The organism is Herbaspirillum lusitanum P6-12, from assembly GCF_000256565.1.
GTDB lineage: Bacteria > Pseudomonadota > Gammaproteobacteria > Burkholderiales > Burkholderiaceae_D > Herbaspirillum > Herbaspirillum lusitanum.
Window position 1 is genome coordinate 1 of record NZ_AJHH01000157.1, and the last position, 26,064, is coordinate 26,064.

Sequence of the window (26,064 nt, forward strand, 5' to 3'; positions counted from 1 at the left end):
TTTTTTTTTTTTTTAAAAATGAAAATTCTATCGTCTTCCAAACCCAATGTGGGTGTGGGCTTTAGAAAAACATCTTGATTTTTTAGAAAACTTTGCAATGTTTTTGTAAGACAAAATCCTATATATGTCTTGGGTCGGAACCGACGAAAAATACCGACATCCACTAATTTCCTGCCTTTCAACACCCCCTCAGAATCAGCCTCACCGGTAAGAAAAAGTAACCGGGTGTAAATTGATTTTGAGGTGGGGGTTAAATGAATACCAATGACATGATGGCTGAAATTCGTGATGCAAATCTTAGTTATTTGATGTTGGCTCAGCAAATGATCCGATCCGACAAGGCAACCGCCATATTCCGTCTTGGTATCAGCGACGAGATAGCAGACATGATTCAAGGTCTGAGCAACGCACAAATTCTGAAACTTGCCGGCACCAACATGATGTTGACGCGATTCCGCTTCGACGACGGTGCAATCCTCGGCATGCTGACCAATTACAACAAAGACAAGGGCCTGGCCCAATCCCATGCAGCGATTTTGATGGCCTGTCAGCCGGTCGAACAAATTTCCTGACACTGCACTCATCCTCCGTGGTATGTTTGGGTTGACTCGGTCAACCCGGGAGAATGATTCGACGTTAAGCGTCAATCAGGTTGGCAAAGAAGTTTAGTTGTAATTAAAAAATATCGGGGGTGTGTTCATGGCTAAGAAAAGCGTGATTACTGAATCACAAGAGATTCAATTGGCCATAGAGTTGATTAATCTGGGGGCGCGTCTTCAATTGCTGGAGTCTGAAACTTCCCTGTCGCGTGAGCGCCTGCTCAAGCTCTACAAGGAGTTGAAAGGTGTTTCGCCGCCGAAGGGCATGCTGCCATTCTCCACAGACTGGTTCATCACCTGGCAGCCGAATATCCATTCATCGTTGTTCATCAATATCCATAAATACCTGATTGAGTACGCCAAGATCTCCGGCATTGAAGCCGTGATGAAAGCCTACAAGCTGTATCTTGAGCAGGCCGGTCAGATCGCCGACGGCGACGAATCCGTGTTGTCGCTCACACGTGCCTGGACGCTGGTGCGCTTCTTCGAAAGCAAGATGCTGACGACCACCCCGTGCAGCAAATGCCGCGGTCATTTTGTCGTACATCGCCTGGATCTGCATCAGGATTACCTGTGCGGCCTATGCCACATGCCATCTCGCGCCGGCAAAACCAAGAAGGCCAAGGACGCGATTGCCGCGCCTGCCATCGCTGCTGCAGCCGCAGCTGCGCTTGAAGCGCAACTGGTCGCCGCTATTGCCTGACACGGATCATTCTGAATACTGTCGCGTTACAATAATCGGCTTTTGATGCAGGCTTGGAGGCCGAGATGACGTTGGGACAGCGCAGACCCGTTCTGCAGGCACCTGCAGTTCAAGCGTTGTTCATTCTTTGTGCAGCACTGGTCCTCGCTTTACTGGCCGCACAGGCCGTCGAACAGCTGTTCGGCGTCGCTATTTCTCCCATTCCTTTCGCTTTCCTGCATGGCGCTTTGGCCGCCGGCATCGCTTATCTGCGCCGCATGGCTTCATGGTGGGGGCCGATCCTGTTTTTCTTTCCGCCGGCCGCCGTGCTGGTGAATTCCCTTCATTTGCCGCCGGTGCTGTTCCTCGCGGTTTTCCTCTTTTTGCTGCTGTTGTTCTGGTCGACGTTCCGCAGCCAGGTGCCGTTCTATCCGTCCGGGCAGTCGACTTGGGATGCGGTGGCTGCTTTGTTGCCGGCTGACCAGCCCCTGCGCGTGATCGATATCGGCAGCGGGTTGGGCGGTGCCGTCCTTTATCTGTCCAGATTGCGCACCGATAGTCGTTTCACCGGCATCGAGCTGGCGCCGTTGCCTTGGCTGGTAAGCCAGGTACGCGCCTTGCTTACTCGCAGTCGCGGCGCTTTTGTACGCGGCGACTATACGCGCCTGGATTTTCGCGACTACGATGCGATCTTCGCTTATCTGTCGCCTGCGGCGATGACGGCATTATGGCAAAAGGCGCGAGCGGAAATGCGTCCGGGGACGCTGTTGCTGAGCTATGAATTCGTCATCGAAGATGTGCAACCGGATGTCGTCGTGCATCCGAAAGAAAATGGGCCGGCTTTGTATGGTTGGCGTATGTGAAACAAAAAAGAGCTGTGTTACATTCTCCGCACGTTATCAAGTTTTTATCTTTGGTGTCGTAATTGAAAATGAAAGCCCGCTTTCGGTCATGTATTCCATCATTTGGTTGATGGGATTGCATGTAACCTGATAGCAGGTAAAAACACTGAACGCCACTGGGACGGGAGTAGGCACTTGTTAGTCATAATTGGATATGTAATCGTCATGTTGTCCGTCTTCGGCGGATTTGCAATGGCAGGGGGGCATCTCGGGGCGTTATTTCAGCCGATTGAGTTGCTGATGATCGGCGGAGCAGCGGGGGGCGCTTTCCTTGTCGGTAATAACACCAAGGCCATCAAGGCTACGCTGAGGGCGCTGCCGACTGTTTTCAAAGGCTCGACCTATACCAAGGCTCTGTACATGGAGCTGATGTCGTTGTTGTTTGAAATCCTGACCAAATCTCGCAAAGAAGGTTTGATGTCGATCGAAGGCGACATCGAGGAACCTGAGTCGAGCCCGATTTTCAGCAAATATCCCGGCGTTCTCGCTGACCATCACCTGATCGAATTCATGACCGATTACCTGCGCCTCATGGTGTCAGGGAACATGGATGCGTTCCAGATCGAAAATCTGATGGACAACGAAATCGAAACTCATCATCACGAAGGCGAAATCCCGGTGCATTGCATCGCCAAGCTGGGCGACGGCATGCCGGCCTTCGGTATCGTGGCGGCGGTCATGGGCGTGGTCCACACCATGGAGTCGGTGGGTATCCCGCCGTCCGAACTGGGTATGCTGATTGCGCATGCGTTGGTAGGTACCTTCCTCGGTATTCTGCTGGCGTACGGTTTCGTGGGCCCGTTGTCGAGCTTGCTGGAGCAAAAGCTGCATGAGTCGACCAAGATTTATCAATGCGTCAAAGTCACTTTGCTCGCCAGCCTGAATGGTTACGCACCTGCTTTGTCGATCGAATTCGGTCGCAAGGTCCTGTTCTCGACGGAGCGTCCGTCCTTCCTGGAACTGGAAGAACACGTCAAACAGGCAAAAAGCAAGTAACCCGATATGACCAGTCATCAGCAGGAGTAAGGCATGGCCGACGAAGGGCTACGTCCCATTATTGTAAAACGCATCAAGAAGGGCGGCGGCGGTCATCACGGCGGTGCCTGGAAGATCGCCTATGCCGACTTCGTGACGGCGATGATGGCGTTCTTCCTGTTAATGTGGCTGTTGGGGTCGACCGCGAAGGGCGATCTCAACGGTATTGCGGAATATTTCAAAACCCCTCTCAAAGTCGCGATGGCCGGCGGTTCCGGCAGCGGCGACGCGAATACCGTGTTGCCCGGCGGGGGCAAGGATCTGACGCGCCAGGAAGGGCAGTTGCGCAAGGGCGAGAACGATATTACCAGCAAGCGCAGCGTGCGGGCTGCCCAGGCCGAACTGGAAAAGGCCGAACGCGCTCGTCTGGATGAGTTGAAAAAGCGCATCGAGACCGCCATCGACAGCAGCCCGACCTTAAAGCAATTCAAGAATCAGCTGCTGATCGATATTACATCTGAAGGTTTGCGCATCCAGATCGTGGACGAAAAGAACCGTCCGATGTTCGCACTGGCCAGCGCCCAGCTGCAACCCTATACGCGTGAAATCCTGCGCGAGATCGGCAAAACGCTCAATGATGTGCCGAACAAGATCAGCCTGTCCGGCCACACTGACGCGACACCGTATTCGAGCGGTGAAAAGGGCTACAGCAATTGGGAGTTGTCCGCCGATCGCGCCAATGCGTCGCGTCGTGAGTTGATTTCCGGCGGCATGGATGAATCGAAGGTATTGCGCGTGGTGGGCCTGTCGTCCGCCGTGCTGCTGGACAAGGAAGATCCCTTCAACCCGATCAATCGCCGCATCAGCATCATCGTGATGAACAAGAAGGCGGAAGAGTTGGTGCAGAATGGTGGATCGTCTTCACTCGATGTGTCGTCGGAAGCTGAAGTAAAAGATGGTTTGAGCGAACCGGCCAAGAATTAAAACGGATTTTAAACACCCGGCCCAATTGAGAAGGAGGGCTCTGAATGTCGACACCCAAAATGCTGCAAGAGCTCAAGCGCTTGCTGCTCGATACGGCAAGCGGTGGAAGCAGGCAACTGACTGAAGTCGAGACGGATCTGGTCCAGACCAATATCCTGCTCGGCGAAGCGATCGAGAAGCTAGGGTCAAGTTTCATGGAGTTGCACACCGCTGTCCTCGCGCAGCAAAAGGAACTTGAAGTGGTCATGGCCGGCAACGGTACTTTGTCCGCTGAGGACATCGCTCGCCTCAAGGTCATGCAGGATGACATTACGGTGCACGTCAACGCTGCAGTGACAGGCTTGCAATTCCAGGACATGACCAGCCAGTTGCTGGAGCGTATTGTGCGTCGTGTGATTGGCTTGCGCGATGCGCTGGGTGTGCTCAGTGCGAACAGCTTTGAGATTATGCCCGATTCCACGCAATCGGCTGAGATGCTCGAGAGTCTGCTCAAGAACACGGTCGAGTCGATGGAAGAACGCCTGACCGCGCTTGAAAATGGCCTGTGGAAAACAGTACGGCAAACGCGCATGGAAAGCGGCGACATCGAATTGTTCTAAGCAAAGTCGCCTCGATATGCAGATTCGGCGAGGCTCTTAGGTGATTTGAAGATGGATTGAATCAATCGCACAATAGTAATTTTTTGATAATGGATGCGGCATAATGAGTTCGAACAACTCATGGCCGTAAATGAAGAACAGGGAGTAATGATGTCTAAAACAATTCTTGCGGTAGACGACTCGGGGTCATTGCGCCAGATGGTGGTGTTCAGCCTGAAAGCAGCCGGCTATCAAGTCACCGAAGCGGTGGACGGGCAAGAGGCGCTGGACAAGGCGAAGTTGCAGACTTTCGACTTGGTGCTGACCGATCAGAACATGCCGCGCATGGATGGCCTGACGCTGATCCGTTCCCTGCGTGCGCTTACGAGCTATCAACGCGTGCCTATTCTGATGCTGACCACTGAGTTCAGCGATGAGATGAAGGCCAAAGGCAAGGCTGCCGGCGCCAACGGCTGGCTGGTCAAACCGTTCGATCCGCAGCGTTTGACCGAAGTGGTTAAAAAAGTCATCGGCTAGTGTCGAAAATCAACGATAAAAGACAGACCTACAGCATCCATGACGGAGCCCAATCATGACCATTGATATGAGCCAGTTTTTCCAGGTGTTTTTCGACGAGGCGGAGGAAGGCCTCGCGGAAATGGAAAAGCTCCTGCTGGCCGTTAATGTGTCGGATCCCGACGACGAAGATCTGAACGCGATCTTCCGCGCCGCGCATTCCATCAAAGGCGGTTCGGCCACATTCGGCCTGAACGACATTACCGAAGTGACCCACGTGCTGGAGTCGCTGCTTGACCGCATCCGCCAACATGAAATGGCGCTGACAAGTCAGCACGTCGACGCTTTCCTGGCCGCCAAAGACGTTATCAAATCCATGCTGGACGGTCATCGCCATGGCGCGACCGTCGATCTGAATGCGGCAGCCGACGTACGCAAGCTGTTGCAGTCGCTGTCCGAAGGCGCCGGCAAAAAAGCCAAGGGCGCGCAGCCGCTGGTCGGCCCGGGCGGCGTCAGCCGGTATCGTATTGAATTGCCGAAGTTGGCCGAGCGCGACATCGAGGCCTTGCAGCAAGAACTCGGTTTGCTCGGAAAAATTGAAAAAGCCGACGCTGAAGGCGATCACTGCGTGTTCATCCTGGACACCGCCAAGGCCGCCGACAGCATCGTCGAAATCTGTTCCTTCCTGGTGAACACGGATGACCTGAAGATTTCACAAGCAGTCGCCGGGCGTTCCAAAGAAGAAGAGCAGGGCTACGGTTTCTTCGCACCGTTCGTGCCGCAAGATGCAACCGACGAAGAGCGCGGCTATGGTTTCTTCGCGCCGTTTGTGCCGGTGAATGCAACGGATAAAGAACGCGGCTATGGTTTCTTCGAGCCGTTTGTTCCGCAAGGCGAGACCGATAAGGCCAACCAGGCGGCAGAAGCTGCCGTACACACTGACGACGATCTTCCGGCCCTGGCCGTGACGGAAGGCGGCGAAAAGAAAGCCAAGGGCGAGAAGCCTGCAACCGTGCATGAATCGCAGTCGATTCGCGTCGGCATCGAAAAAGTCGATCAATTGATCAACCTGGTGGGTGAGTTGGTGATCACGCAGGCCATGATTGAGCAGCGTACCGGCTCACTGGATCCGATGCTGTATGAGCATCTGCTCAACAGTGTCAGCCAGCTGACTCGCAATACGCGCGACTTGCAGGAATCCGTGATGTCGATCCGCATGATGCCGATGGATTACGTGTTCTCGCGCTTCCCGCGCATGGTGCGCGATCTGGCCGCCAAACTCGGCAAGCGTGTCGAATTCGTCACCCATGGCGCCGCCACGGAACTGGATAAGGGCCTGATCGAACGCATCGTCGATCCGCTTACCCATCTGGTGCGCAACAGTGTCGATCACGGCATCGAAATTCCAGAAACGCGCCTGGCAGCAGGCAAGACCGATTACGGCACGCTGTCGCTGTCGGCCGAACACCAGGGCGGCAACATCATCATTGAAGTCACCGACGACGGCGGCGGTCTCAACCGTGACAAGATTCTGGCCAAGGCCAAGCAGCAAGGCATGGCGGTGTCCGATAACCTCAGTGACGGCGACGTCTGGCAATTGATTTTCGAGCCGGGCTTTTCGACTGCGGAGCAGGTCACCGATGTGTCCGGCCGTGGTGTCGGCATGGATGTCGTCAAGCGCAACATCCTGGCGATGGGCGGCGCTGTCGATATTCGCTCCAGCAAGGGTTTCGGCACCACGATTTCGATCTCGCTGCCGCTGACGCTGGCGATCCTGGACGGCATGTCGATCCGGATCGGTCACGAGATTTATATCCTGCCGCTCGGCTATGTGGTCGAGTCGCTGCAACCGGCGACGCAGGACGTCAAGGAAATCAGCGGTCAGGGCAAGGTCATCAAAGTCCGTGGCGAATATCTGCCGCTGATTCCGCTGTATCAAATTTTCAATATCGAGCCGACATTCACCGATCCGTCGCAGGGGCTGGTGGTAATCCTGGAATCGGATGGCAAGAAAGCTGCATTGTTCGTCGATGACCTGATCGGTCAGCAGCAAATTGTTGTCAAGAACCTGGAATCCAATTATCGTAAGGTTGCAGGGATTTCTGGTGCTACTATTCTGGGTGACGGAGGCGTAGCCTTGATTATCGACGTTGCCGCATTGTTACGATCAAGCCGGCAATTGAACGACGAATCTGTATTTTCCTGATTTTTTATAAGGGCCATTATCATGTCTGACACCATTTCGAAAAATATTTCCGGCTTCGGCGAGAAGTCCGACAGCGCCGGGAATGAGTTCCTGGCCTTCACGCTCGGCAAGGAAGAATACGGCATCGACATCCTGAAAGTTCAGGAAATCCGCGGCTACGAAGCCGTGACCCGTATCGCCAATTCGCCGGAATTCATCAAGGGCGTCGTCAATCTGCGCGGCATCATTGTCCCTATCGTCGACATGCGCATCAAGTTCCAGCTCGGCGAACCGACCTACGATCAATTCACCGTTGTCATCATCCTGAACATTTCCGGCCGTGTGGTCGGCATGGTGGTGGACAGCGTGTCCGACGTGATCACCTTGTCGCCTGAGCAAATCAAGCCGGCGCCGGAAATGGGCACAACTTTCGACTCCGACTACCTGATCGGTCTGGGCACACTGGATGAGCGCATGCTGATTCTGGTCGACATCGACAAGCTGATGTCCAGCGCCGACATGGGCCTGATCGAGAAGCTGGCAGCTTAAGCCGCTTCAAGCATCAAGTCCGGAAACGGGCTCCTGCCGCATGGCTCTGCGGCAGGAGCCCGTTTTCTTTTGGATCGCGAAATGGTGTGGCAGGCCGTGCCGACAAGCGTCTCGGACGCTCATCGGCAGGCAGGGAAAGATAGCTTAGTGGAAGTGTTCGGTCGATGCCGGTGCATCTTCCGGCATTTCGGCATGCACCAGATCGCCATCGGGCGCCGGGAATAGCGGTGTGCCACAATCGTCGCAGAACTCCATCGTATAGCGCTCCTCGTGCAGTTTGATTTGCACGATCCCGCAGTCGCGCAATACTCCCAGGATTTCTTCCATCGGCGTCTGCGCACTGTCCGGCGCGGACAGATCGCGTACTTCATCGCCATCTTCCTGCTCATACAGCGGCCATACGATGCCGTACACGATACCGTCGTCGTTGCCGAGGCTGAAGCCGACGCGGTACTCGTCGATCTGGCCGTTGATGTTCTCGCAAAAACTGCCGATGTTGGCGTGCAGTTCCGACGAGGCTACGCCCAGCGTCTGGGTCAGATAGTGATCGGCCGCACGAATGGCGGCAGGGCGGATACGTTTGTCCGCTTCGCGGCAAGCGAAATAATACGGTTGCGGCAGCAGCAACTCGACATTGCAGCCGGGCAGGAAGCGGGTCAACAGCGGCGTGGCCTGGGTAGTCCATGCTTTGAGTGCCGTCTCCCGTTCGTGCACAACCGAGCCATGTTCATCCATTTGCCAGCGGAATACCGGTGCGCCGGTCGGCACGGCAACCGCAGCGATCAGGTAGCGCGTATCGGCCAGGAAGGGCGCGGTCGGCGTTTGCTCCAGCGACAGCTGCGGCATGCTTTGCTTGAGCGCGGCCTGGCCCATGCGCTGCGTCATCGCGAAGACGTCGGCATGATGGCGCGGCAGCTGTTCGATCGCATACAAGGCCGGCGCCAATGCCAGATGGACGTTGTCGGCCAGCACGTGCGCATGCAGATGGGCGAACAAGCCGTCGCGCACTTCGCTCGGCAAGTTGCCGGAAGCGATGCTGAAACGCGTCCAGGCCAGCACCGGCAATGCCAGCAACTGCACGCTGTAGACCTTGCCGTCGTAATCGAGAGCGCAGGCTTCGCTGTTTGCTTCGACCGCTTCCACCAGGACGTCGTAACCGTCCAGATCGGATTTGAAAAGGTGGTCGAGGGCGACGTCGATCATGCCCTGATGATTGCTTTTCAGCTGCTTGTGTAGTTGCAGATCAAGGGTGCGTTCCCAGGCTCTTTCTTCGAGACGACTGGTAGAACCGGCAACCGCTTGTGATGAATTGACCAGGCGCTGGCTTTCAGCGGATAACCTGGAGGAAGAGCGTTTGGCGGGGCGGCGCATGATGAAATATTGACAATCAAATGATGAGAATGTCTATTGTAGTTGATTCGACATCGGGCCGGGTATTGCTGACGGGCATGCCGGTTCGCCAATGCCGTTCATGGTGTGCTTTACAGCGTGTCCTGCAGCGCGCGCAAAACCGGCGTTTTTTATTTGCTGCGTGTCCGCAACGCGGGACGTCTTTGCAGGGAGCCGATCAAGCCGCCAGCAGTTGACGCAGAACGAACGGCAGGATACCGCCGTGCTTGTAGTAGTCCACTTCGATCGGCGTATCGATGCGCAGCAGCAGTTTGACTTCCTTGGTTTCACCGTTCTTGCGATGGATCACCAGAGTTGCTTCCTGTTGCGGCTTGATCTCGCCTTCCAGGCCCTTCAGGTCGAAAGTTTCTTCGCCTGTGATGCCCAGAGTCTGGACGCTGTCGTTACCGATAAATTGCAGCGGCAACACGCCCATGCCGACCAGGTTCGAGCGGTGGATACGTTCGAAGGAGCGGGTGATCACAGCCTTCACGCCCAGCAGTTGAGTGCCCTTGGCAGCCCAGTCGCGCGAGGAGCCCGTACCGTACTCTTCGCCGCCGAATACCATGGTTGGGACGCCGTCGTTGACATACTTCATGGCTGCATCATAGATCGCCATCTGTTCACCGCTTGGCTGGTGAACCGTCACGCCGCCTTCAACGCCCGGCACCATCAGATTCTTGATGCGCACGTTGGCGAATGTGCCGCGCATCATGATTTCATGGTTGCCGCGGCGCGAGCCGTAGGAGTTGAAGTCCGCCTTCAGCACGCCGTTGGCTTGCAGCCACTTGCCTGCTGGGCTCGAATCCTTGATCGAACCGGCCGGGGAGATATGGTCGGTGGTGATCGAGTCGCCGAACACGCCCAGTGCGCGCGCGCCGCGTCGTATAACGAAACCGGCGTTTTTTATTTGCTGCGTGTCCGCAACGCGGGACGTCTTTGCAGGGAGCCGATCAAGCCGCCAGCAGTTGACGCAGAACGAACGGCAGGATACCGCCGTGCTTGTAGTAGTCCACTTCGATCGGCGTATCGATGCGCAGCAGCAGTTTGACTTCCTTGGTTTCACCGTTCTTGCGATGGATCACCAGAGTTGCTTCCTGTTGCGGCTTGATCTCGCCTTCCAGGCCCTTCAGGTCGAAAGTTTCTTCGCCTGTGATGCCCAGAGTCTGGACGCTGTCGTTACCGATAAATTGCAGCGGCAACACGCCCATGCCGACCAGGTTCGAGCGGTGGATACGTTCGAAGGAGCGGGTGATCACAGCCTTCACGCCCAGCAGTTGAGTGCCCTTGGCAGCCCAGTCGCGCGAGGAGCCCGTACCGTACTCTTCGCCGCCGAATACCATGGTTGGGACGCCGTCGTTGACATACTTCATGGCTGCATCATAGATCGCCATCTGTTCACCGCTTGGCTGGTGAACCGTCACGCCGCCTTCAACGCCCGGCACCATCAGATTCTTGATGCGCACGTTGGCGAATGTGCCGCGCATCATGATTTCATGGTTGCCGCGGCGCGAGCCGTAGGAGTTGAAGTCCGCCTTCAGCACGCCGTTGGCTTGCAGCCACTTGCCTGCTGGGCTCGAATCCTTGATCGAACCGGCCGGGGAGATATGGTCGGTGGTGATCGAGTCGCCGAACACGCCCAGAGCGCGCGCACCGCTGATGCCGGTTGCTGCCGCTGTCGGCACTTCGGTGAAGTTTTCGAAGAACGGCGGTTCTGCGATGTAAGTCGAAGTCGGCCAGTTGTAGACCTGACCTGCAGCGACGCCCTTGATGGCTTCCCACAGCTTGCCTGGGGCGCCCTTGACGTCGGCGTAGTTCTCTTTGAACACTTTGGCGTTCATCGCGAACTTCAACAGCTTTTCGATTTCTTGCGAAGTCGGCCAGATGTCGCCCAGGAAAATTTCCTTGCCGCCCTTGCCCTTGCCGACCGGTTGCGTCATCAGGTCGACGTTCATGTTGCCGGCGATGGCGTAAGCTACGACCAGCGGAGGCGATGCCAGGAAGTTCGAGCGGATGTTCGCATGGATACGCGCTTCGAAGTTACGGTTGCCGGACAGCACCGCGGAAGCCACGATGTCGTTCTTGACGATCGCTTCGTTCATTGCTGGTGTCAGGTCGCCGGCGTTGCCGATGCAAGTGGTGCAACCGTAAGCGGTCACGCCAAAGCCCAGTTTTTCCAGATAGCCCAACAGGCCGGCTGCTTCCAGGTACTTGGTCACGACGCGCGATCCAGGCGCCAGCGATGTCTTGATGTGCGGAGCAACCTTCAGGCCTGCTTCAACAGCCTTCTTGGCCAGCAGGCCGGCTGCCAGCAGCACGCTTGGGTTCGATGTGTTGGTGCACGATGTGATCGCCGCGATCAGCACGTCGCCGTTCTTGACATCGACGCCGTCGGCGTTGGTGTATGTCTTCGTCAGATCTTCGATCTTCTTGTTGAAGCCGTTTTCGGCGACAGGCTTGGCGAACAGGTCGGCGAAAGTCGATTTGACGTTGCCGATTTCGATACGGTCTTGCGGACGCTTCGGACCCGCCAGCGATGGTGCAACGGTGCCCAGATCCAGCGACACTTCGTTGGTGTAGTCGATGTCGCCGGCCTTTGGAATACCGAACAGGTTCTGTGCCTTGAAGTAGGATTCAAACGCGTCGATTTCCGCCTTGGTGCGGCCGGTGCCCTTGAAGTAGTCGATGGTTGCTTTGTCGACCGGGAAGAAGCCCATGGTGGCGCCGTATTCAGGCGCCATGTTGGCGATCGTGGCGCGGTCGGTCAGCGACAGCGACTTGGTGCCTTCGCCGAAGAACTCGACGAACTTGCCCACGACCTTGGTCTTGCGCAGCAGTTCGGTGATGGTCAGCACCAGATCGGTTGCGGTGCAGCCTTCGCGCAGCGCGCCGGTCAGGTTCACGCCGACCACGTCAGGTGTCAGGAAGTAAACCGGTTGGCCCAGCATGCCGGCTTCCGCCTCGATGCCGCCCACGCCCCAGCCGACCACGCCGATACCGTTGATCATGGTGGTGTGCGAGTCAGTACCGACCAGTGTGTCGGGATAGTAGACGCCGGTCTTGTTGTGCACGCCGCGCGCCAGGTATTCCAGGTTCACCTGGTGGACGATGCCGAAGCCCGGAGGCACGACGCCGAAGGTGTCGAATGCTTGCATGCCCCATTTCATGAACTGGTAGCGCTCGTTGTTGCGCTCGAATTCCAGCTTCATGTTCAGGTCGAGCGCTTTCTTTTCGCGATAATGGTCGATCTGCACCGAGTGATCGACAACCAGATCCACCGGCACCAGCGGCTCGATGTTCTTTGGATTCTTGCCCAGCTTCTTGGCGACGTTGCGCATCGCGGCCAGGTCGGCCAGCAGAGGAACGCCGGTAAAGTCCTGCAGCACGACGCGGGCAACTACGAACGGAATTTCATCGACACGAGCGCCCTTGGCGCTCCAGCTTGCCAATTGCTTGACGTGCTCTTCAGTGACTTTCTGACCGTCGCAGTTGCGCAGGACGGATTCCAGCACGATACGGATCGACACTGGCAGACGGGAGATGTTGATCCCGAGTTTCTTTTCCAGGGCGGGCAGTGAGTAGAACTTGCCTTTCTTGGAACCGGAAATGCTGAATTCCTTTAGGGTGTTCAATGTGTTGCGGGACATGGCCTCTTCTCCTTAGATTACGGATGGTGTAAATACTTTGTTAGCGCTACGAAGCTTGGTTTCGTTGCAAATACGGGACTGCATTACTTCTCGATCCGTGCTGAATTCGTTCTGAATTTGCACTGAATCTTGTTACCTGTTTGCTGCTTAGCTTTTCGGGGCTGCCGGCGCTTCTGCAGTCGCCGATTCTGCGTTCTTGCATTCGTTCGCCAGTTGCTGACCCTTCTTGGAATCCAGCAGAATGCCCTTGGCCGGGATGCCGATCCAGACCAGGCCGACCTTGCGGTTTTCGAAACGGTTGGCGCCGGTGGTGGTGGTCACGCGGGTCAGGCGATTGATACGCTTGTTCCAGCGGATGGCGATGTGCTTGTCATCGTCGTCGTTCTTGTAAATGGTCAGCTTGTTGCCCATTTCGCAGTGGAAGTCGGCAGACTTGGTGCCGCCGATTTCCGGCTCGTTTTCGTCGTCGTCAGCGTCCGAAGAGAGTGCCATTTTTTCAGCGGGCTTGGCGGCCGCGGCGGCAGCTTTGGGATGCGCTGCTTTTTTCTTGGCTGGTTGCTTCTTGGTGGCGGTTGCCGCAGGCGCACCGGTCTCGGCGAATGCAGATGGCATGCCGATGGCGCAGAGGGCGCTTGCGAGAGTCAGGGCGGTCAGGTATTTTTTCATCGTGCGTCAGTTAATGTTCAATGTTGCAGGGTGGTTGAAATCGGTGCAGCGGTCGTGCCGGTTTCTGCAAACCAGGCTGCGACTTCCGCAGGCAGGGCAGCGCCGCCGGCATGGGCGCGCTGCAAAATACTCCAGTAATAACGGTAGCTGGCACGGTCATGCAATGTGCCGCCATGCTGTATCGGGCCCCACTGCACGTCCCTGGCGCTAAGCAGGATTTGTGCCGCTGCATCGATTTCATCGTTGGCGGGGGACAGGGTTTGCACGATTGCTTTGATCTGGTTTGGATGGATGCTCCACATCCGGGTATAGCCGAACTCCTGCGCCGCGCGCGCGCATCGCCGCACCCGGAATGGCGCCATAGTGCGCCGACACGAAGTCCATCACGCCGAAGGACAGCGATTCGACCTGCGGCAGCGCCGCGATCAAGCGGACGTCTTCCAGCGCGCCGTGGGTTTCGATCAGTACGTGCAGCGGCGGCATGCGGCGACCGGCGGCACTGGTGTGGCGAGCGATGGCGGCGAGGGCTTGTTGCACATCGGCCAGGCCGTCCGCCTTGGGCAGCATCAGGTAAGCCAGCCGCAGGGCGGCACTAGCGCAGATCGTCGCGACGTCTTGTTCAAAAAAGGGGCTGGTCACGTCATGCACGCGGGCGCCGATGCGGCCGAAGCGATTGTCGTCGCCGGCGATCAAGGAGCCAACCAGTTGCGCGTGTTCGGCTTCGTTGCCGGCGCTGGCGCCGTCTTCGCAGTCGAGGGTGATATCAAAAACCGGGCCGAGCTCTTGCTGCAGGGCGATCGACTTGCGCATCAGCTTTTCAGAGCCGGCGTAATGGTCGCAGACCGGTAGTAAGACCGGTTGTCGGGTGCCTGGGAACAAGACCTGGGTGGGATGCATTGCTGCTGAATTCCGAATGTATGCAAAATGACGCGGCGGCTGTGAAAGCCCGCCGCGCGCTGGTCAATTAGCCGACCAGGTGTTTGACGCCTTCGCGCTCTTCCGACAATTCCTTGAGCGTGATGTTGATGCGCTCTTGGGAGAATTCGTCGATTTCGAGGCCTTGGACGATCTTGTATTCGCCGTTCTCGGTGGTGACCGGGAAGCCGAACATGGTGCCTTCAGGGATGCCGTAGGAGCCGTCCGATGGAACACCCATGGTGGTCCACTTGCCGTTGGTGCCGAGGATCCAGTCATGCACGTGATCGATCGCTGCGTTGGCTGCCGATGCTGCCGAGGACAGGCCGCGTGCTTCGATGATCGCTGCGCCGCGCTTGCCGACTGTCGGCAGGAAGGTGTCCTTGTTCCAGACCTGGTCGTTGATCAGGTCCTTGACGGCCTTGCCGTTGGCTGTCGCAAAACGGTAGTCGGCGTACATGGTCGGCGAGTGATTGCCCCAGACGCACAGCTTTTCGATCGCCGAAACCGGTTGGCCGATCTTGGCTGCAACCTGCGACAGCGCGCGGTTGTGGTCCAGGCGCAGCATGGCGGTGAAGTTCTTGGCCGGCAGATTCGGCGCCGACTTCATGGCGATGTAAGCATTGGTGTTGGCTGGATTGCCGACCACCAGAACCTTGACGTCGCGCGAAGCAACTGCGTCCAGCGCCTTGCCTTGCACGGTGAAAATTTGTGCGTTGGCTTCCAGCAGATCCTTGCGTTCCATGCCTGGGCCACGTGGGCGGGCGCCAACTAGCAGAGCGATGTCGGCATCCTTGAATGCTGTCAGCGGGTCGCTGTGCGCGGTCACGCCGGCCAGCAACGGGAATGCACAGTCATCGATTTCCATGATGACGCCCTTCAGGGCTTTTTGTGCTTTTTCGTCGGGGATTTCCAGCAACTGCAGGATCACTGGCTGGTCTTTGCCGAGCAGGTCGCCGTTAGCAATGCGGAAGAGGAGTGAGTAACCGATTTGACCGGCGGCGCCAGTAACGGCAACACGCTTGGGGGCTTTAGCCATGTGAATCTCCAAAGTGGTGATAGAAAGCGTTCAATACTGCCGGAATCGGGAGGCGCTCGCAAAACATGTTGCAAACGCGCTGAAACAAGTCCTGGAAGTGCTTCCCAACTCCTCGCCGGTCGCGGAAAGACGCCGGCAATTACTTCGTATTCTTTCAAGAGACTGTAATCATACCGTCGAAAGCGCAGTCAGTCAGTTGTTTTGCCGTCCCGACAATTCGACATTCGCGAACCGGTACGACGCACATCGCGCAGTCCTGATACATTGCGCTGCAAGCACGACCAAAAACCTGCTCGTCTCTGAATATGCCCGCGAGTGTAGGCCTGCCTTTGTGGTCTGTCAATCGCTATCTTATGTCTTATATAAGACATCTTATTAAATACTTTTCACTGGACGCGAACAGGGTTTTTGTGGTCAAATTTGGGGTTATGAGCTCCAGCCTGCCCAATTCGAATAACAGCGACGCGCAAAGCGTGGGCACCAGTGTTGCCGGAGCAGCGCCTACCTTCAGCCCCCTCTATCAGCAAATCAAGGCCTTGATCACGCAGCGTCTGGAATCGGGCGAGTGGAAGCCGGGCGAACTGATCCCCAGCGAAGTCGAACTCGGCAACCGTTTCAAGGTGAGCCAGGGGACCGTGCGCAAGGCGATCGACGAGCTGGCTGCTGAAAATCTGGTGGTGCGGCGGCAAGGAAAGGGCACGTTTGTTGCCACACATCATGAAACCCATGCGCAATTTCGTTTCCTGCGGTTGACCGCGGATACGGACGTTCCGCAGCGCGCCGAAAACAAGATCATCGAAGTCAAGCGCGTGCGTGCGCCGGCCGAAGTGGCGCGTCAGCTCGACATGAAGTCGGGCGACTCCGTGATCTTCATCAAACGGGTAAAATCATTTAACGGCGTTCCGACCATACTTGAAGAAATCTGGTTGCCCGGTCTTATTTTCAAGGGGCTGACCGCGGAACGTCTGATGGAATATAAAGGGCCGTTGTACGGCCTCTTTGAAACCGAATTCGGGACACGCATGATTCGCGCTGAAGAGCAGATTCGTGCCGTGGGGGCGGATCCGGAGTCTGCGGAACTGCTGGGGGTTCCGCCCCAGACGCCTTTGTTGAGTGTGGACCGCGCTTCCTTCACCTATGGCGACAAGCCGGTAGAGATGCGACGCGGCTTGTATTTGACGTTGAATTATCACTACCAGAGCGAATTGAATTAAACCTGCAGGGGATGTCCTTTGCTCGCATCCGTTCGTCGACTTTGAAATACCTAATTTGCTGCGAAGCAGAATAAGTGTTGGTGAAGGTTCATGAAATCGGCGAAAATTGCGGGATTGTTTTAAATCTGAGGAGAACCTTGTTATGTCTGAAGCCGCTAAACCACCACGGCCACAATTTCGTAACATTAATATTACCCAAATTGCTGGTTACCGTATGCCACTGGCTGCGCTGGTGTCGATCATGCACCGTGTCAGTGGTCTGTTCCTGTTCCTGATGCTGCCGTTCATCCTGTATTTGCTGGATAACAGTCTGCTCTCCGAAGGCACCTTCGAGTACCTGAAGGGCTTTGCCTCCAACTGGTTCGTCAAGCTTGTCGTCCTCGCCCTGTCCTGGGCATATCTTCATCATTTCTGTGCCGGCATCCGCCACCTGGTCATGGACAACCACATCGGTCTGGACAAGGACAGCGCGCGCAAATCGTCGGCCGGTTCTGGTCGTCAGCATCGCACTGATGATCGTGGTGGCGTTGAAACTGTTCGGAGCATTCTAAAAATGGCAAACAATAATATCGGATCGAAGCGCCTCGTCGTGGGCGCTCATTACGGCATGCGCGACTGGCTGGCGCAACGCGCTACCGCCGTCGTCATGGCTTTGTACACCGTCGTTCTGCTGGTGTGCTTCCTGACTTCCAGTGGTTTTTCTTATGACGGCTGGGCGGCAATGTTCTCGCATCAGTGGTTCAAGATGGCGACGTTCGCAGCCTTCATGGCCTTGTTCTATCACGCCTGGATTGGCGTGCGTGATATCTGGATGGATTACGTCAAGCCGGTCGCCGTGCGCCTGGTCTTGCAAGTTGCCACGATCCTGTGGCTGGTTGTGTGCGCCGGATGGGCGGCACAGATTTTGTGGAGAGTGTAATCGTGGCAGCTATCAAATCCACAATTCCTACACGCCGCTTTGATGCGGTTATTGTCGGCGCCGGCGGATCCGGCATGCGCGCTTCGTTGCAACTGGCGGAAGCCGGTCTGAACGTCGCGGTTCTTTCCAAGGTTTTCCCGACCCGTTCGCACACGGTCGCTGCTCAAGGCGGCATCGGTGCGTCGCTGGGCAACATGTCGGAAGACAACTGGTACTGGCACATGTTCGACACCGTCAAGGGTTCGGACTACCTGGGTGACCAGGACGCCATCGAATTCATGTGCCGCGAAGCACCGAAGGCCGTCTACGAGCTGGAACACTTCGGCATGCCTTTCGACCGCAATGCCGACGGCACCATTTATCAGCGTCCGTTCGGCGGCCACTCCGCCAACTTCGGTGAAAAGCCGGTGGCGCGCGCCTGTGCTGCGGCTGACCGTACCGGTCATGCACTGCTGCATACGCTGTATCAGCGCAACGTCCGCGCCAAGACGCACTTCTTCGTTGAATGGATGGCGATTGATGTCATCCGCGACAACGAAGGCGATGTGATCGGCGTGGTTGCACTGGAAATGGAAACCGGCGAAATCATGATGTTGCACGCGAAGACCACGCTGTTTGCAACCGGCGGCGCAGGCCGTATCTGGGCCGCTTCGACCAATGCTTTCATCAATACCGGCGACGGCATGGGCATGGCGGCGCGTGCAGGCCTGCCGCTGCAGGATATGGAATTCTGGCAGTTCCACCCGACCGGCGTGGCCGGCGCGGGCGTGCTGATCACCGAAGGCGTGCGCGGCGAAGGCGGCATCCTGATCAACAGCAACGGCGAACGTTTCATGGAGCGCTATGCGCCGACGCTGAAGGATCTGGCGCCGCGCGACTTCGTGTCGCGCTCGATGGACCAGGAAATCAAGGAAGGCCGCGGCGTCGGTCAGCACAAGGATCACGTGCTGCTGGATCTGCGTCACATCGGCGCCGATACGATTCAAAAGCGCCTGCCGTCGATTCTGGAAATCGCGCACAAGTTTGCCAACGTTGATGCGACCAAGGAACCGATTCCTGTCGTGCCGACCATTCACTATCAGATGGGCGGTATCCCGACCAACGTATACGGTCAGGTCGTCGCACCGAAGAACGGTTCATACAAGGAAGTGGTGCAGGGCATGTACGCCATCGGCGAATGCGCCTGCGTATCGGTGCACGGCGCCAATCGTCTGGGCACCAACTCGCTGCTGGATCTGGTGGTGTTCGGTCGCGCAGCGGGTAATCACATCGTTGAAAGCCGTCTGCAGGATCGCAGCCACAAGCCAATTCCATCCGACGCAACCGATCGCGCCATGGAACGTGTCGCGCGTCTGGAAACCAGCACCGGTTCCGAGCGCGTGCAGGACGTCGCCAATGCAATCCGCGCCACGATGCAGCATTACTGCGGCGTGTTCCGCACCGATGAATTGCTGAACGAAGGCCGTGCCAAGATCATGGAACTGGACGAGCGTCGCAAGCACGTCTCGTTCAAGGACAAGTCCAAGGTCTTCAACACCGCACGCGTCGAAGCGCTTGAGCTGGACAATCTGATTGAAACAGCCAAGGCAACCATCACTTCCGCAGCAGCCCGCAAAGAATCGCGTGGCGCGCACGCACATCGCGACTACGAAAAGCGCGACGACGTCGAATGGCTGAAGCACACGCTGTGGTTTTCCGAGGGGAATCGTCTCGACTACAAGCCAGTCAACATGCAACCGTTGACAGTCGAAACATTTAAACCTAAAGCACGTACTTTCTAAAAGGTCAGAACATGACACGTACTCTGAAATTCAAGATCTACCGCTACGATCCGGACAAGGACGAAAAGCCGTACATGCAAGACCTGACCGTCGAGCTGAAGCCAACCGACAAGATGCTGCTGGACGCCCTGCAACGCATCAAGTCCGACGTCGACGATTCGTTGGCGCTGCGCCGTTCATGCCGTGAAGGCGTGTGCGGTTCGGACGCAATGAACATCAACGGCAAGAATGGCCTGGCCTGCACCACCAACCTGAACGAACTGAGCGAGCCCATCGTTCTGAAGCCGTTGCCAGGTTTGCCGGTGATCCGCGACCTGATCGTGGACATGACCAACTTCTTCAAGCAATACGATTCGATCAAGCCTTACCTGATCAACGACAGCATTCCTCCTGAAAAAGAGCGTCTGCAATCGCCTGAACAGCGTGAAGAACTTGACGGCGTGTATGAGTGCATCCTGTGCGCATGCTGCTCGACATCGTGCCCGTCGTTCTGGTGGAATCCGGACAAGTTCGTCGGTCCTGCCGGCCTGCTGCAGGCTTACCGTTTCATCGCGGACAGCCGCGACGAAGCGACCGGCCAGCGCCTGGACGATCTGGAAGATCCGTATCGCCTGTTCCGTTGCCGTTCCATCATGAACTGCGTCGATGTCTGCCCGAAGGGTCTGAACCCGAACGCAGCCATCGGCAAGATCAAGGAACTGATGGTTCGCCGCGCGGTATAAGCAGTTTGCAGCAAGCGGGCGGGAGGCGACTTCCGCCCGTGGTTTTATCCATGTTTCACCAGTGATTGCCTTCCGCGCCGGTTTGCCAGTGTGGCCGGAAGAATGAAGTCAGCACCGATTAAGAAGTGATTTGAATCCATGTCCCAAAGCCATCAAGACGATCCCGCCAAACGTGCACGCCTGCGTTGGCGCGCTCGTCGCGGATTGCTGGAAAACGATCTCATCCTGACGCGTTACCTCGACGCCAATGAAGAGAGCATGACCGATGACGAAGTCGACGCGTTTTCCCGCCTGATGGATCTTGGCGACAACGACCTGATGGACTTGCTCCTTGTGCGCAAGGAGCCTGAAGCAGCGGTGGACTTGCCCCAGGTCCACGCCTTGCTCAAAAAATTGCGTAGCGCCTGAACGTTCCACGGAGTTCTGGCAAGATTGGTTCAAAAGCGGCCGGCGTTGTATTAGAGGCTGTTGCAAAGCGAAGTTGGCGACGTCGTGCATCGTGCATGCAGGCAGGCGAGGGATGCGAAGTTCATTTTGCAACAGGCTCTAAAGCGGTTGATTTGCGATTTTTGATTAACGATTCATCATCACAGCTGAAGGAAGAATTATGCCCACCTCAGATATCAAAGCGACCCTGTCGTTCTCGGATGGCACGCCGTCCCTGGATTTCCCCGTCTACAAGGGCACCATCGGTCCGGATGTCATCGACATTCGCAAGCTGTACGGCGCCACCGGCAAATTCACTTATGACCCGGGCTTCATGTCGACAGCGGCATGTAATTCATCGATCACCTACATCGACGGCGACAAGGGCGAGCTGCTGTACCGCGGTTACCCGATCGAGCAACTGGCGGTCAACTGCGACTTCCTGGAAACCTGCTATCTGCTGCTGCACGGCGAACTGCCGACTGCAACGCAAAAGGAAGAATTCGTCGAAACAGTGACCCAGCACACCATGGTTCACGAGCAAATGAATTTCTTCTTCCGCGGTTTCCGTCGCGATGCTCACCCGATGGCAGTGCTGACCGGTTCGGTCGGCGCCTTGTCGGCGTTCTACCATGACTCGCTGGACATCAGCAATCCGGTGCATCGCGACGTTTCCGCGATCCGCATGATCGCCAAGCTGCCGACACTGGTCGCCATGGCGTACAAGTACAACATCGGCCAACCGTTCGTGTACCCGCGCAACGACCTGTCGTACAGCGCCAACTTCATGCGCATGATGTTCGCGAACCCATGCGAAGAATACAAGGTCAACGAAGTGCTGGTGCGCGCGCTGGACCGCATCCTGATCCTGCATGCAGACCACGAGCAAAACGCCTCGACATCGACCGTCCGTCTGGCCGGTTCGTCGGGTGCGAATCCGTTCGCATGTATCGCGGCCGGCATCGCATGCCTGTGGGGTCCTGCTCACGGCGGCGCCAACGAAGCTGCATTGACCATGCTGGAAGGCATCGGCTCGGTCGACAACATCCCTGAGTTCATCAAGCAGGTGAAGGACAAGAACTCCGGCGTCAAGCTGATGGGCTTCGGTCACCGCGTCTACAAGAACTACGATCCACGCGCCAAGCTGATGCGTGAAACCTGCTACGAAGTCCTTAATGAACTGGGCCTGCACGACGACCCATTGTTCAAGCTGGCCATGGAGCTGGAAAAGATCGCGCTGGAAGACGACTACTTCGTGTCCCGCAAGCTGTATCCGAACGTCGACTTCTACTCGGGTATCGTTCAGCGCGCGCTGGGCATCCCGACATCGATGTTCACCTGCATCTTTGCAATGGCGCGTACCGTGGGCTGGATTGCTCAATGGAACGAAATGATCTCCGATCCGGAACAAAAAATCGGTCGTCCGCGCCAGTTGTTCGTCGGCTCCGCGAAACGCGACGTTTCGCCGATCGACAAGCGCGTCTGATAACGGCTTGATGGCCGTCCGGCAAGGTCGGTCATCAAGCTGTCATCATCTCGTTGCAGCTTGTTGTGTAGCGGTTCTGCAAAGGTCTCGGCCTTGCCTTCCGCCAGTGCAACAAATGGCACAAATAAAAAAGCGAATCCCTGTGGATTCGCTTTTTTATTGGAAATAAGGATATATAATTCGGCCTATGCTGACTGGATAACTCAAAAAAGTTCAGGTAGACATGGTCCTTCCCCACAACTTGATGTGCAATCCGCTAACCGGTCAGGCCGTGTCGCGGAAGGTTAGATTAACCCGCTAATCTCGCGAAACGCGAAGAAAGGTGAGCCAGATATGACTCAGCTCTACGAGCAATATAATCTCAACTCCTACCTCTTTGGTGGGAATGCGCCGTACTTGGAAGAACTGTACGAGGCGTACCTCAATAATCCCGGATCCGTACCAGACAATTGGCGTGCCTATTTCGACGCGGTGCAACACGTGCCTGCAGTTGATGGTTCCAATCGTCCTGACGTCGCCCATGCACCGGTAATCGCTTCGTTCGCCGAGCGCGCCAAGCAAGGTCCGATCCGCACCGTGGTCGCTTCCGCCGACACCGAAATGGGCCGCAAGCGCGTCGCTGCAACCCAACTGATCGCAGGCTATCGCGACCTGGGTTCCCGTTTCGCCAACCTGGATCCGCTGCAACGCCAGGAGCGCCCAAGCATCCCTGAACTCGAGCCGACTTTCTACGGTTTCAGCGATTCCGACATGGATATCGTGTTCAACATCAGCAATACGTATTTCGGCGGCGAAACCGCATCGTTGCGCGACCTGCTGCAATCGTTGCGCGATACGTACTGCCGTTCAATCGGCGCCGAATTCACCTACATCAGCGACCCGGCTGAAGTGCGCTGGATCCAGGAACGCCTGGAGCCGACACGCGCGCTGCCGCAATTCTCGGCTGAAAAGAAAAAACACATCCTCGACCGTCTGACCGCGGCTGAAGGCCTGGAGCGTTACCTCCACACCAAATACGTCGGCCAGAAGCGTTTCTCGCTGGAAGGCGGCGAAAGCTTCATCGCCTCCCTGGATGAAACCATCCAGCGCGCAGGTGAAAAGGGCGTGCAGGAAATCGTTATCGGCATGGCCCACCGCGGCCGTCTGAACGTGCTCGTCAATATCCTCGGCAAGACGCCGCAAGAGCTGTTCTCGGAGTTCGAAGGCCATCACGCCGACGACCTGCCGGCCGGCGACGTCAAGTACCACCAAGGCTTCTCCTCCGACATCAGCACCCCGGGCGGCCCGGTCCACCTGTCGCTGGCGTTCAACCCGTCCCACCTGGAAATCGTCAACCCTGTGGTTGAAGGTTCGGTCAAGGCGCGTATGGATCGTCGCGGCGACAAGGACGGTTCGCAAGTGCTGCCGATTCTGGTCCACGGCGATGCCGCTTTTGCCGGCCAGGGCGTCGTGATGGAAACGCTGAATCTGGCGCAGACGCGCGGCTACGGCACCGGCGGCACCGTGCATATCGTGATCAACAACCAGATCGGTTTCACCACGTCGGATCCGCGCGACTCGCGCTCGACGCTGTACTGCTCGGACGTGGTCAAGATGATCGAAGCGCCTGTGCTGCACGTCAATGGCGACGATCCTGAAGCCGTCGTGTTCGCCACGCAGATCGCGGTCGACTATCGCATGCAGTTCAAGAAGGACATCGTTGTCGACATCATCTGCTTCCGCAAGCTGGGTCACAACGAACAAGATACACCGGCGCTGACGCAGCCGCTGATGTACAAGAAGATCGCGCAACATCCGGGTACACGCAAGCTGTACGCTGAAAAACTGGCGGCGCAAGGCACCATCCCGGCCGACGGCGGCGATGTCATGGTCAAGGCTTTCCGCGATGCGATGGATAGCGGCAAGCATACTGTCGACCCGGTCATCACCAACTTCAAGAGCAAGTACGCCGTCGACTGGCTGCCGTTCCTGAACCGCAAGTGGACCGACGCTGCCGACACGGCAGTCCCGCTGGCAGAGCTGAAGCGCCTGGCTACACGCATCACCACCATCCCTGAAGGCTTCAAGGCGCACGCGCTGGTCGAGAAGGTCATCAACGACCGCGCTGCAATGGGTCGTGGCGAACTGAACCTGGACTGGGGCATGGGCGAACATCTTGCCTACGCTTCGCTGGTTGCGTCCGGCTACGCCATCCGCCTGACCGGCCAGGATGCAGGCCGCGGCACCTTCGTCCACCGTCATGCCGTTCTGCATGATCAGAACCGTGAACGTTGGGATGCAGGCACCTACATTCCTCTGCAAAACGTCGCAGAAAACCAGGCTCCTTACACCGTCATCGACTCCGTGCTGTCGGAAGAAGCCGTGCTCGGTTTCGAATACGGTTACTCGACTGCCGAACCGAACACGCTGACGATCTGGGAAGCTCAGTTCGGCGACTTCGCCAACGGCGCGCAAGTCGTGATGGACCAATTCATCAGCTCCGGCGAAGTGAAGTGGGGCCGTGCCTCGGGTCTGGTACAGATGCTGCCGCACGGTTACGAAGGCCAAGGTCCTGAGCACTCGTCCGCACGTCTTGAGCGTTACCTGCAGCTGTGCGCCGACAACAACATGCAAGTTGTCCAGCCGACCACCGCCGCGCAGATTTTCCACTTGCTGCGCCGTCAGATGATCCGCCTGTTCCGCAAGCCGCTGATCATCCTCACGCCGAAGTCGCTGTTGCGTAACAAGGATGCCGGTTCGCCGCTGTCCGATCTGGCCAAGGGATCGTTCCAGACCGTCATTCCGGAACTGGACGACAAACTCGACGCCAAGAAGGTCAAGCGCATCATCGCCTGCTCGGGCAAGGTCTATTACGATCTGGTCAATGCACGCAAGGAACGCGGTCAGACCGACACGGCAATCATCCGTGTCGAACAACTGTATCCGTTCCCGCACAAGGCGTTCGCTGCTGCGCTCAAGCAATTCCCGAACTTCCAGGAATTGGTATGGACACAGGACGAGCCGCAGAACCAGGGCGCATGGCTGCAGATCCAGCACAACATCTTTGAAAATCTGACTGACGGTCAAAAGCTTGCGTATGCAGGTCGTCCAGCCAGCGCATCGCCAGCGGTCGGTTACTACGACAAGCACTATGCGCAACAAAAGGCGCTGATCGACACCGCGTTTTCCAAACTCAAGGGCTTTGTCCTGACTAAGTAAGCAGATCTTGCACGGCGCGCATTGCGAGGGCGATGCGCGCTGATGTTTATTGAATAACCCGAATCGGAGAAGTTACATGGCACAAATCGAAGTAAAAGTCCCGCAATTATCAGAATCCGTTGCAGAAGCCACGCTGCTGCAATGGCATAAAAAAGTGGGCGAAGCCGTCGCACGCGACGAGAACCTGATCGACGTCGAAACCGACAAGGTCGTGCTGGAATTGCCGGCGCCGGAAGCCGGCGTCATCGCCCAGATCATCAAGGCCGACGGCTCGACCGTGGTCGCAGGTGAAGTCATCGCGATCCTGGACACCGACGCGTCCGCACAAGTGAGCCCGCTGGAAGTCAAGGCTGCTCCTGCACCGCAAAACACCAACGAACCGACACCGGTCGCAGCGCCTGAACTGGCGAACAAGTCCGACGTCGCCATGCCTGCCGCCGCCAAGATCCTGGCCGACAACAACATGTCGACATCGCAAGTGTCGGGCACAGGCAAGGATGGTCGCGTCACCAAGGGCGACGTGCTGGCTTCCCTGAATGCACCGAAGGCAGCTGCCCCAGCTGCCGCCGCCGCCAAACCGGCACTGCAAGCCGTTGCCGCTCCAGGCAAGGCCAGCCTGGAAAACCGTCCGGAAGAACGCGTACCGATGAGCCGCCTGCGCGCACGCGTGGCCGAGCGTCTGCTGCAATCGC

General features: G+C 57.0%; 21 protein-coding genes and 3 pseudogenes. 18 read left to right on the forward strand and 6 right to left on the reverse strand.

The annotated features are described in order from the left end of the window. Positions 1–254: 254 nt before the first annotated feature. From flhD to HLUSI_RS0105345, 9 genes are all read left to right on the forward strand, one after another. Positions 255–572 (forward strand): flagellar transcriptional regulator FlhD, encoded by a 318-nt coding sequence (gene flhD, locus HLUSI_RS0105305; RefSeq protein ID WP_007876449.1) that lies wholly within the window; start codon positions 255–257, stop codon positions 570–572. Positions 573–699: 127 nt separating this feature from the next. Next, a complete protein-coding gene (gene flhC, locus HLUSI_RS0105310) occupies positions 700–1,302 on the forward strand; it encodes a flagellar transcriptional regulator FlhC (protein WP_029363153.1) in 603 nt (200 codons plus the stop codon). Between the two features lie 65 nt (positions 1,303–1,367). Further along, positions 1,368–2,144: a class I SAM-dependent methyltransferase gene (locus tag HLUSI_RS0105315; RefSeq protein ID WP_029363154.1), complete on the forward strand. Its 777-nt coding sequence runs from the start codon at positions 1,368–1,370 to the stop codon at positions 2,142–2,144. A gap of 174 nt (positions 2,145–2,318) precedes the next feature. After that, positions 2,319–3,179, forward strand: coding sequence for a flagellar motor stator protein MotA (gene motA / locus HLUSI_RS0105320; protein WP_029363155.1), 861 nt, complete (start codon positions 2,319–2,321; stop codon positions 3,177–3,179). Positions 3,180–3,212: 33 nt separating this feature from the next. Further along, positions 3,213–4,142 carry a flagellar motor protein MotB gene (gene motB, locus HLUSI_RS0105325; protein ID WP_016832986.1) on the forward strand — a complete coding sequence of 310 codons (930 nt, stop codon included), beginning with the start codon at positions 3,213–3,215 and terminating at the stop codon, positions 4,140–4,142. A 44-nt stretch (positions 4,143–4,186) separates the two neighbouring features. Continuing rightward, positions 4,187–4,741, forward strand: coding sequence for a hypothetical protein (locus HLUSI_RS0105330; protein WP_029363156.1), 555 nt, complete (start codon positions 4,187–4,189; stop codon positions 4,739–4,741). Between the two features lie 150 nt (positions 4,742–4,891). Next, the gene (locus tag HLUSI_RS0105335) at positions 4,892–5,257 is read left to right on the forward strand and encodes a response regulator (RefSeq protein ID WP_029363157.1); all 366 of its coding nucleotides are present in this window, start codon (positions 4,892–4,894) and stop codon (positions 5,255–5,257) included. A 55-nt stretch (positions 5,258–5,312) separates the two neighbouring features. Further along, a complete protein-coding gene (gene cheA, locus HLUSI_RS0105340; protein WP_016832989.1) occupies positions 5,313–7,442 on the forward strand; it encodes a chemotaxis protein CheA in 2,130 nt (709 codons plus the stop codon). Between the two features lie 21 nt (positions 7,443–7,463). Continuing rightward, positions 7,464–7,970 carry a chemotaxis protein CheW gene (locus tag HLUSI_RS0105345; protein ID WP_016832990.1) on the forward strand — a complete coding sequence of 169 codons (507 nt, stop codon included), beginning with the start codon at positions 7,464–7,466 and terminating at the stop codon, positions 7,968–7,970. A 144-nt stretch (positions 7,971–8,114) separates the two neighbouring features. Here the strand turns inward: HLUSI_RS0105345 and HLUSI_RS0105350 are convergent, their stop codons facing one another. The 6 genes and pseudogenes from HLUSI_RS0105350 to HLUSI_RS0105375 form a co-directional block, all read right to left on the reverse strand. Next, positions 8,115–9,341, reverse strand: coding sequence for a DUF2863 family protein (locus HLUSI_RS0105350; protein WP_029363158.1), 1,227 nt, complete (start codon positions 9,339–9,341; stop codon positions 8,115–8,117). A gap of 196 nt (positions 9,342–9,537) precedes the next feature. Beyond that, positions 9,538–10,242 (reverse strand): annotated as a pseudogene (gene acnA / locus HLUSI_RS0105355) (aconitate hydratase); the annotation flags it as partial. Positions 10,243–10,312: 70 nt separating this feature from the next. After that, positions 10,313–13,006: an aconitate hydratase AcnA gene (gene acnA / locus HLUSI_RS0105360; protein WP_016832993.1), complete on the reverse strand. Its 2,694-nt coding sequence runs from the start codon at positions 13,004–13,006 to the stop codon at positions 10,313–10,315. Positions 13,007–13,153: 147 nt separating this feature from the next. Continuing rightward, positions 13,154–13,672, reverse strand: a complete 519-nt coding sequence (locus HLUSI_RS0105365) for a hypothetical protein (RefSeq protein ID WP_016832994.1) — start codon at positions 13,670–13,672, stop codon at positions 13,154–13,156. Between the two features lie 17 nt (positions 13,673–13,689). Beyond that, positions 13,690–14,569: pseudogene (locus HLUSI_RS27110) on the reverse strand (HpcH/HpaI aldolase/citrate lyase family protein). A gap of 67 nt (positions 14,570–14,636) precedes the next feature. Next, positions 14,637–15,626 carry a malate dehydrogenase gene (locus HLUSI_RS0105375; RefSeq protein WP_016832996.1) on the reverse strand — a complete coding sequence of 330 codons (990 nt, stop codon included), beginning with the start codon at positions 15,624–15,626 and terminating at the stop codon, positions 14,637–14,639. Positions 15,627–16,054: 428 nt separating this feature from the next. On the opposite strand from HLUSI_RS0105375, the gene HLUSI_RS0105380 reads away from it, so the two are divergent. The 9 genes and pseudogenes from HLUSI_RS0105380 to HLUSI_RS0105415 form a co-directional block, all read left to right on the forward strand. Continuing rightward, on the forward strand, positions 16,055–16,840 hold the full coding sequence (locus HLUSI_RS0105380) for a GntR family transcriptional regulator (protein WP_016832997.1): 786 nt from the start codon (positions 16,055–16,057) through the stop codon (positions 16,838–16,840). Between the two features lie 142 nt (positions 16,841–16,982). Further along, positions 16,983–17,391, forward strand: a pseudogene (gene sdhC, locus HLUSI_RS34765) (succinate dehydrogenase, cytochrome b556 subunit). A 2-nt stretch (positions 17,392–17,393) separates the two neighbouring features. Beyond that, on the forward strand, positions 17,394–17,759 hold the full coding sequence (sdhD, locus tag HLUSI_RS0105385; RefSeq protein ID WP_029363159.1) for a succinate dehydrogenase, hydrophobic membrane anchor protein: 366 nt from the start codon (positions 17,394–17,396) through the stop codon (positions 17,757–17,759). Between the two features lie 2 nt (positions 17,760–17,761). Further along, complete coding sequence (gene sdhA, locus HLUSI_RS0105390; RefSeq protein WP_029363160.1) at positions 17,762–19,540, forward strand: succinate dehydrogenase flavoprotein subunit; 1,779 nt, start codon at positions 17,762–17,764, stop codon at positions 19,538–19,540. 11 nt (positions 19,541–19,551) lie between these two features. Beyond that, entirely contained in the window at positions 19,552–20,262 is a 711-nt protein-coding gene (locus tag HLUSI_RS0105395; RefSeq protein ID WP_016833000.1) for a succinate dehydrogenase iron-sulfur subunit, read from the forward strand. Positions 20,263–20,400: 138 nt separating this feature from the next. Continuing rightward, positions 20,401–20,670, forward strand: coding sequence for an FAD assembly factor SdhE (locus tag HLUSI_RS0105400; protein WP_016833001.1), 270 nt, complete (start codon positions 20,401–20,403; stop codon positions 20,668–20,670). A 199-nt stretch (positions 20,671–20,869) separates the two neighbouring features. Then, a complete protein-coding gene (gene gltA, locus HLUSI_RS0105405) occupies positions 20,870–22,174 on the forward strand; it encodes a citrate synthase (protein ID WP_016833002.1) in 1,305 nt (434 codons plus the stop codon). A 333-nt stretch (positions 22,175–22,507) separates the two neighbouring features. Beyond that, positions 22,508–25,372 (forward strand): 2-oxoglutarate dehydrogenase E1 component, encoded by a 2,865-nt coding sequence (locus tag HLUSI_RS0105410; RefSeq protein WP_029363161.1) that lies wholly within the window; start codon positions 22,508–22,510, stop codon positions 25,370–25,372. A gap of 76 nt (positions 25,373–25,448) precedes the next feature. Continuing rightward, on the forward strand, positions 25,449–26,064 hold a 616-nt coding region (locus HLUSI_RS0105415; RefSeq protein ID WP_016833004.1), incomplete at its 3' end, for a biotin/lipoyl-containing protein.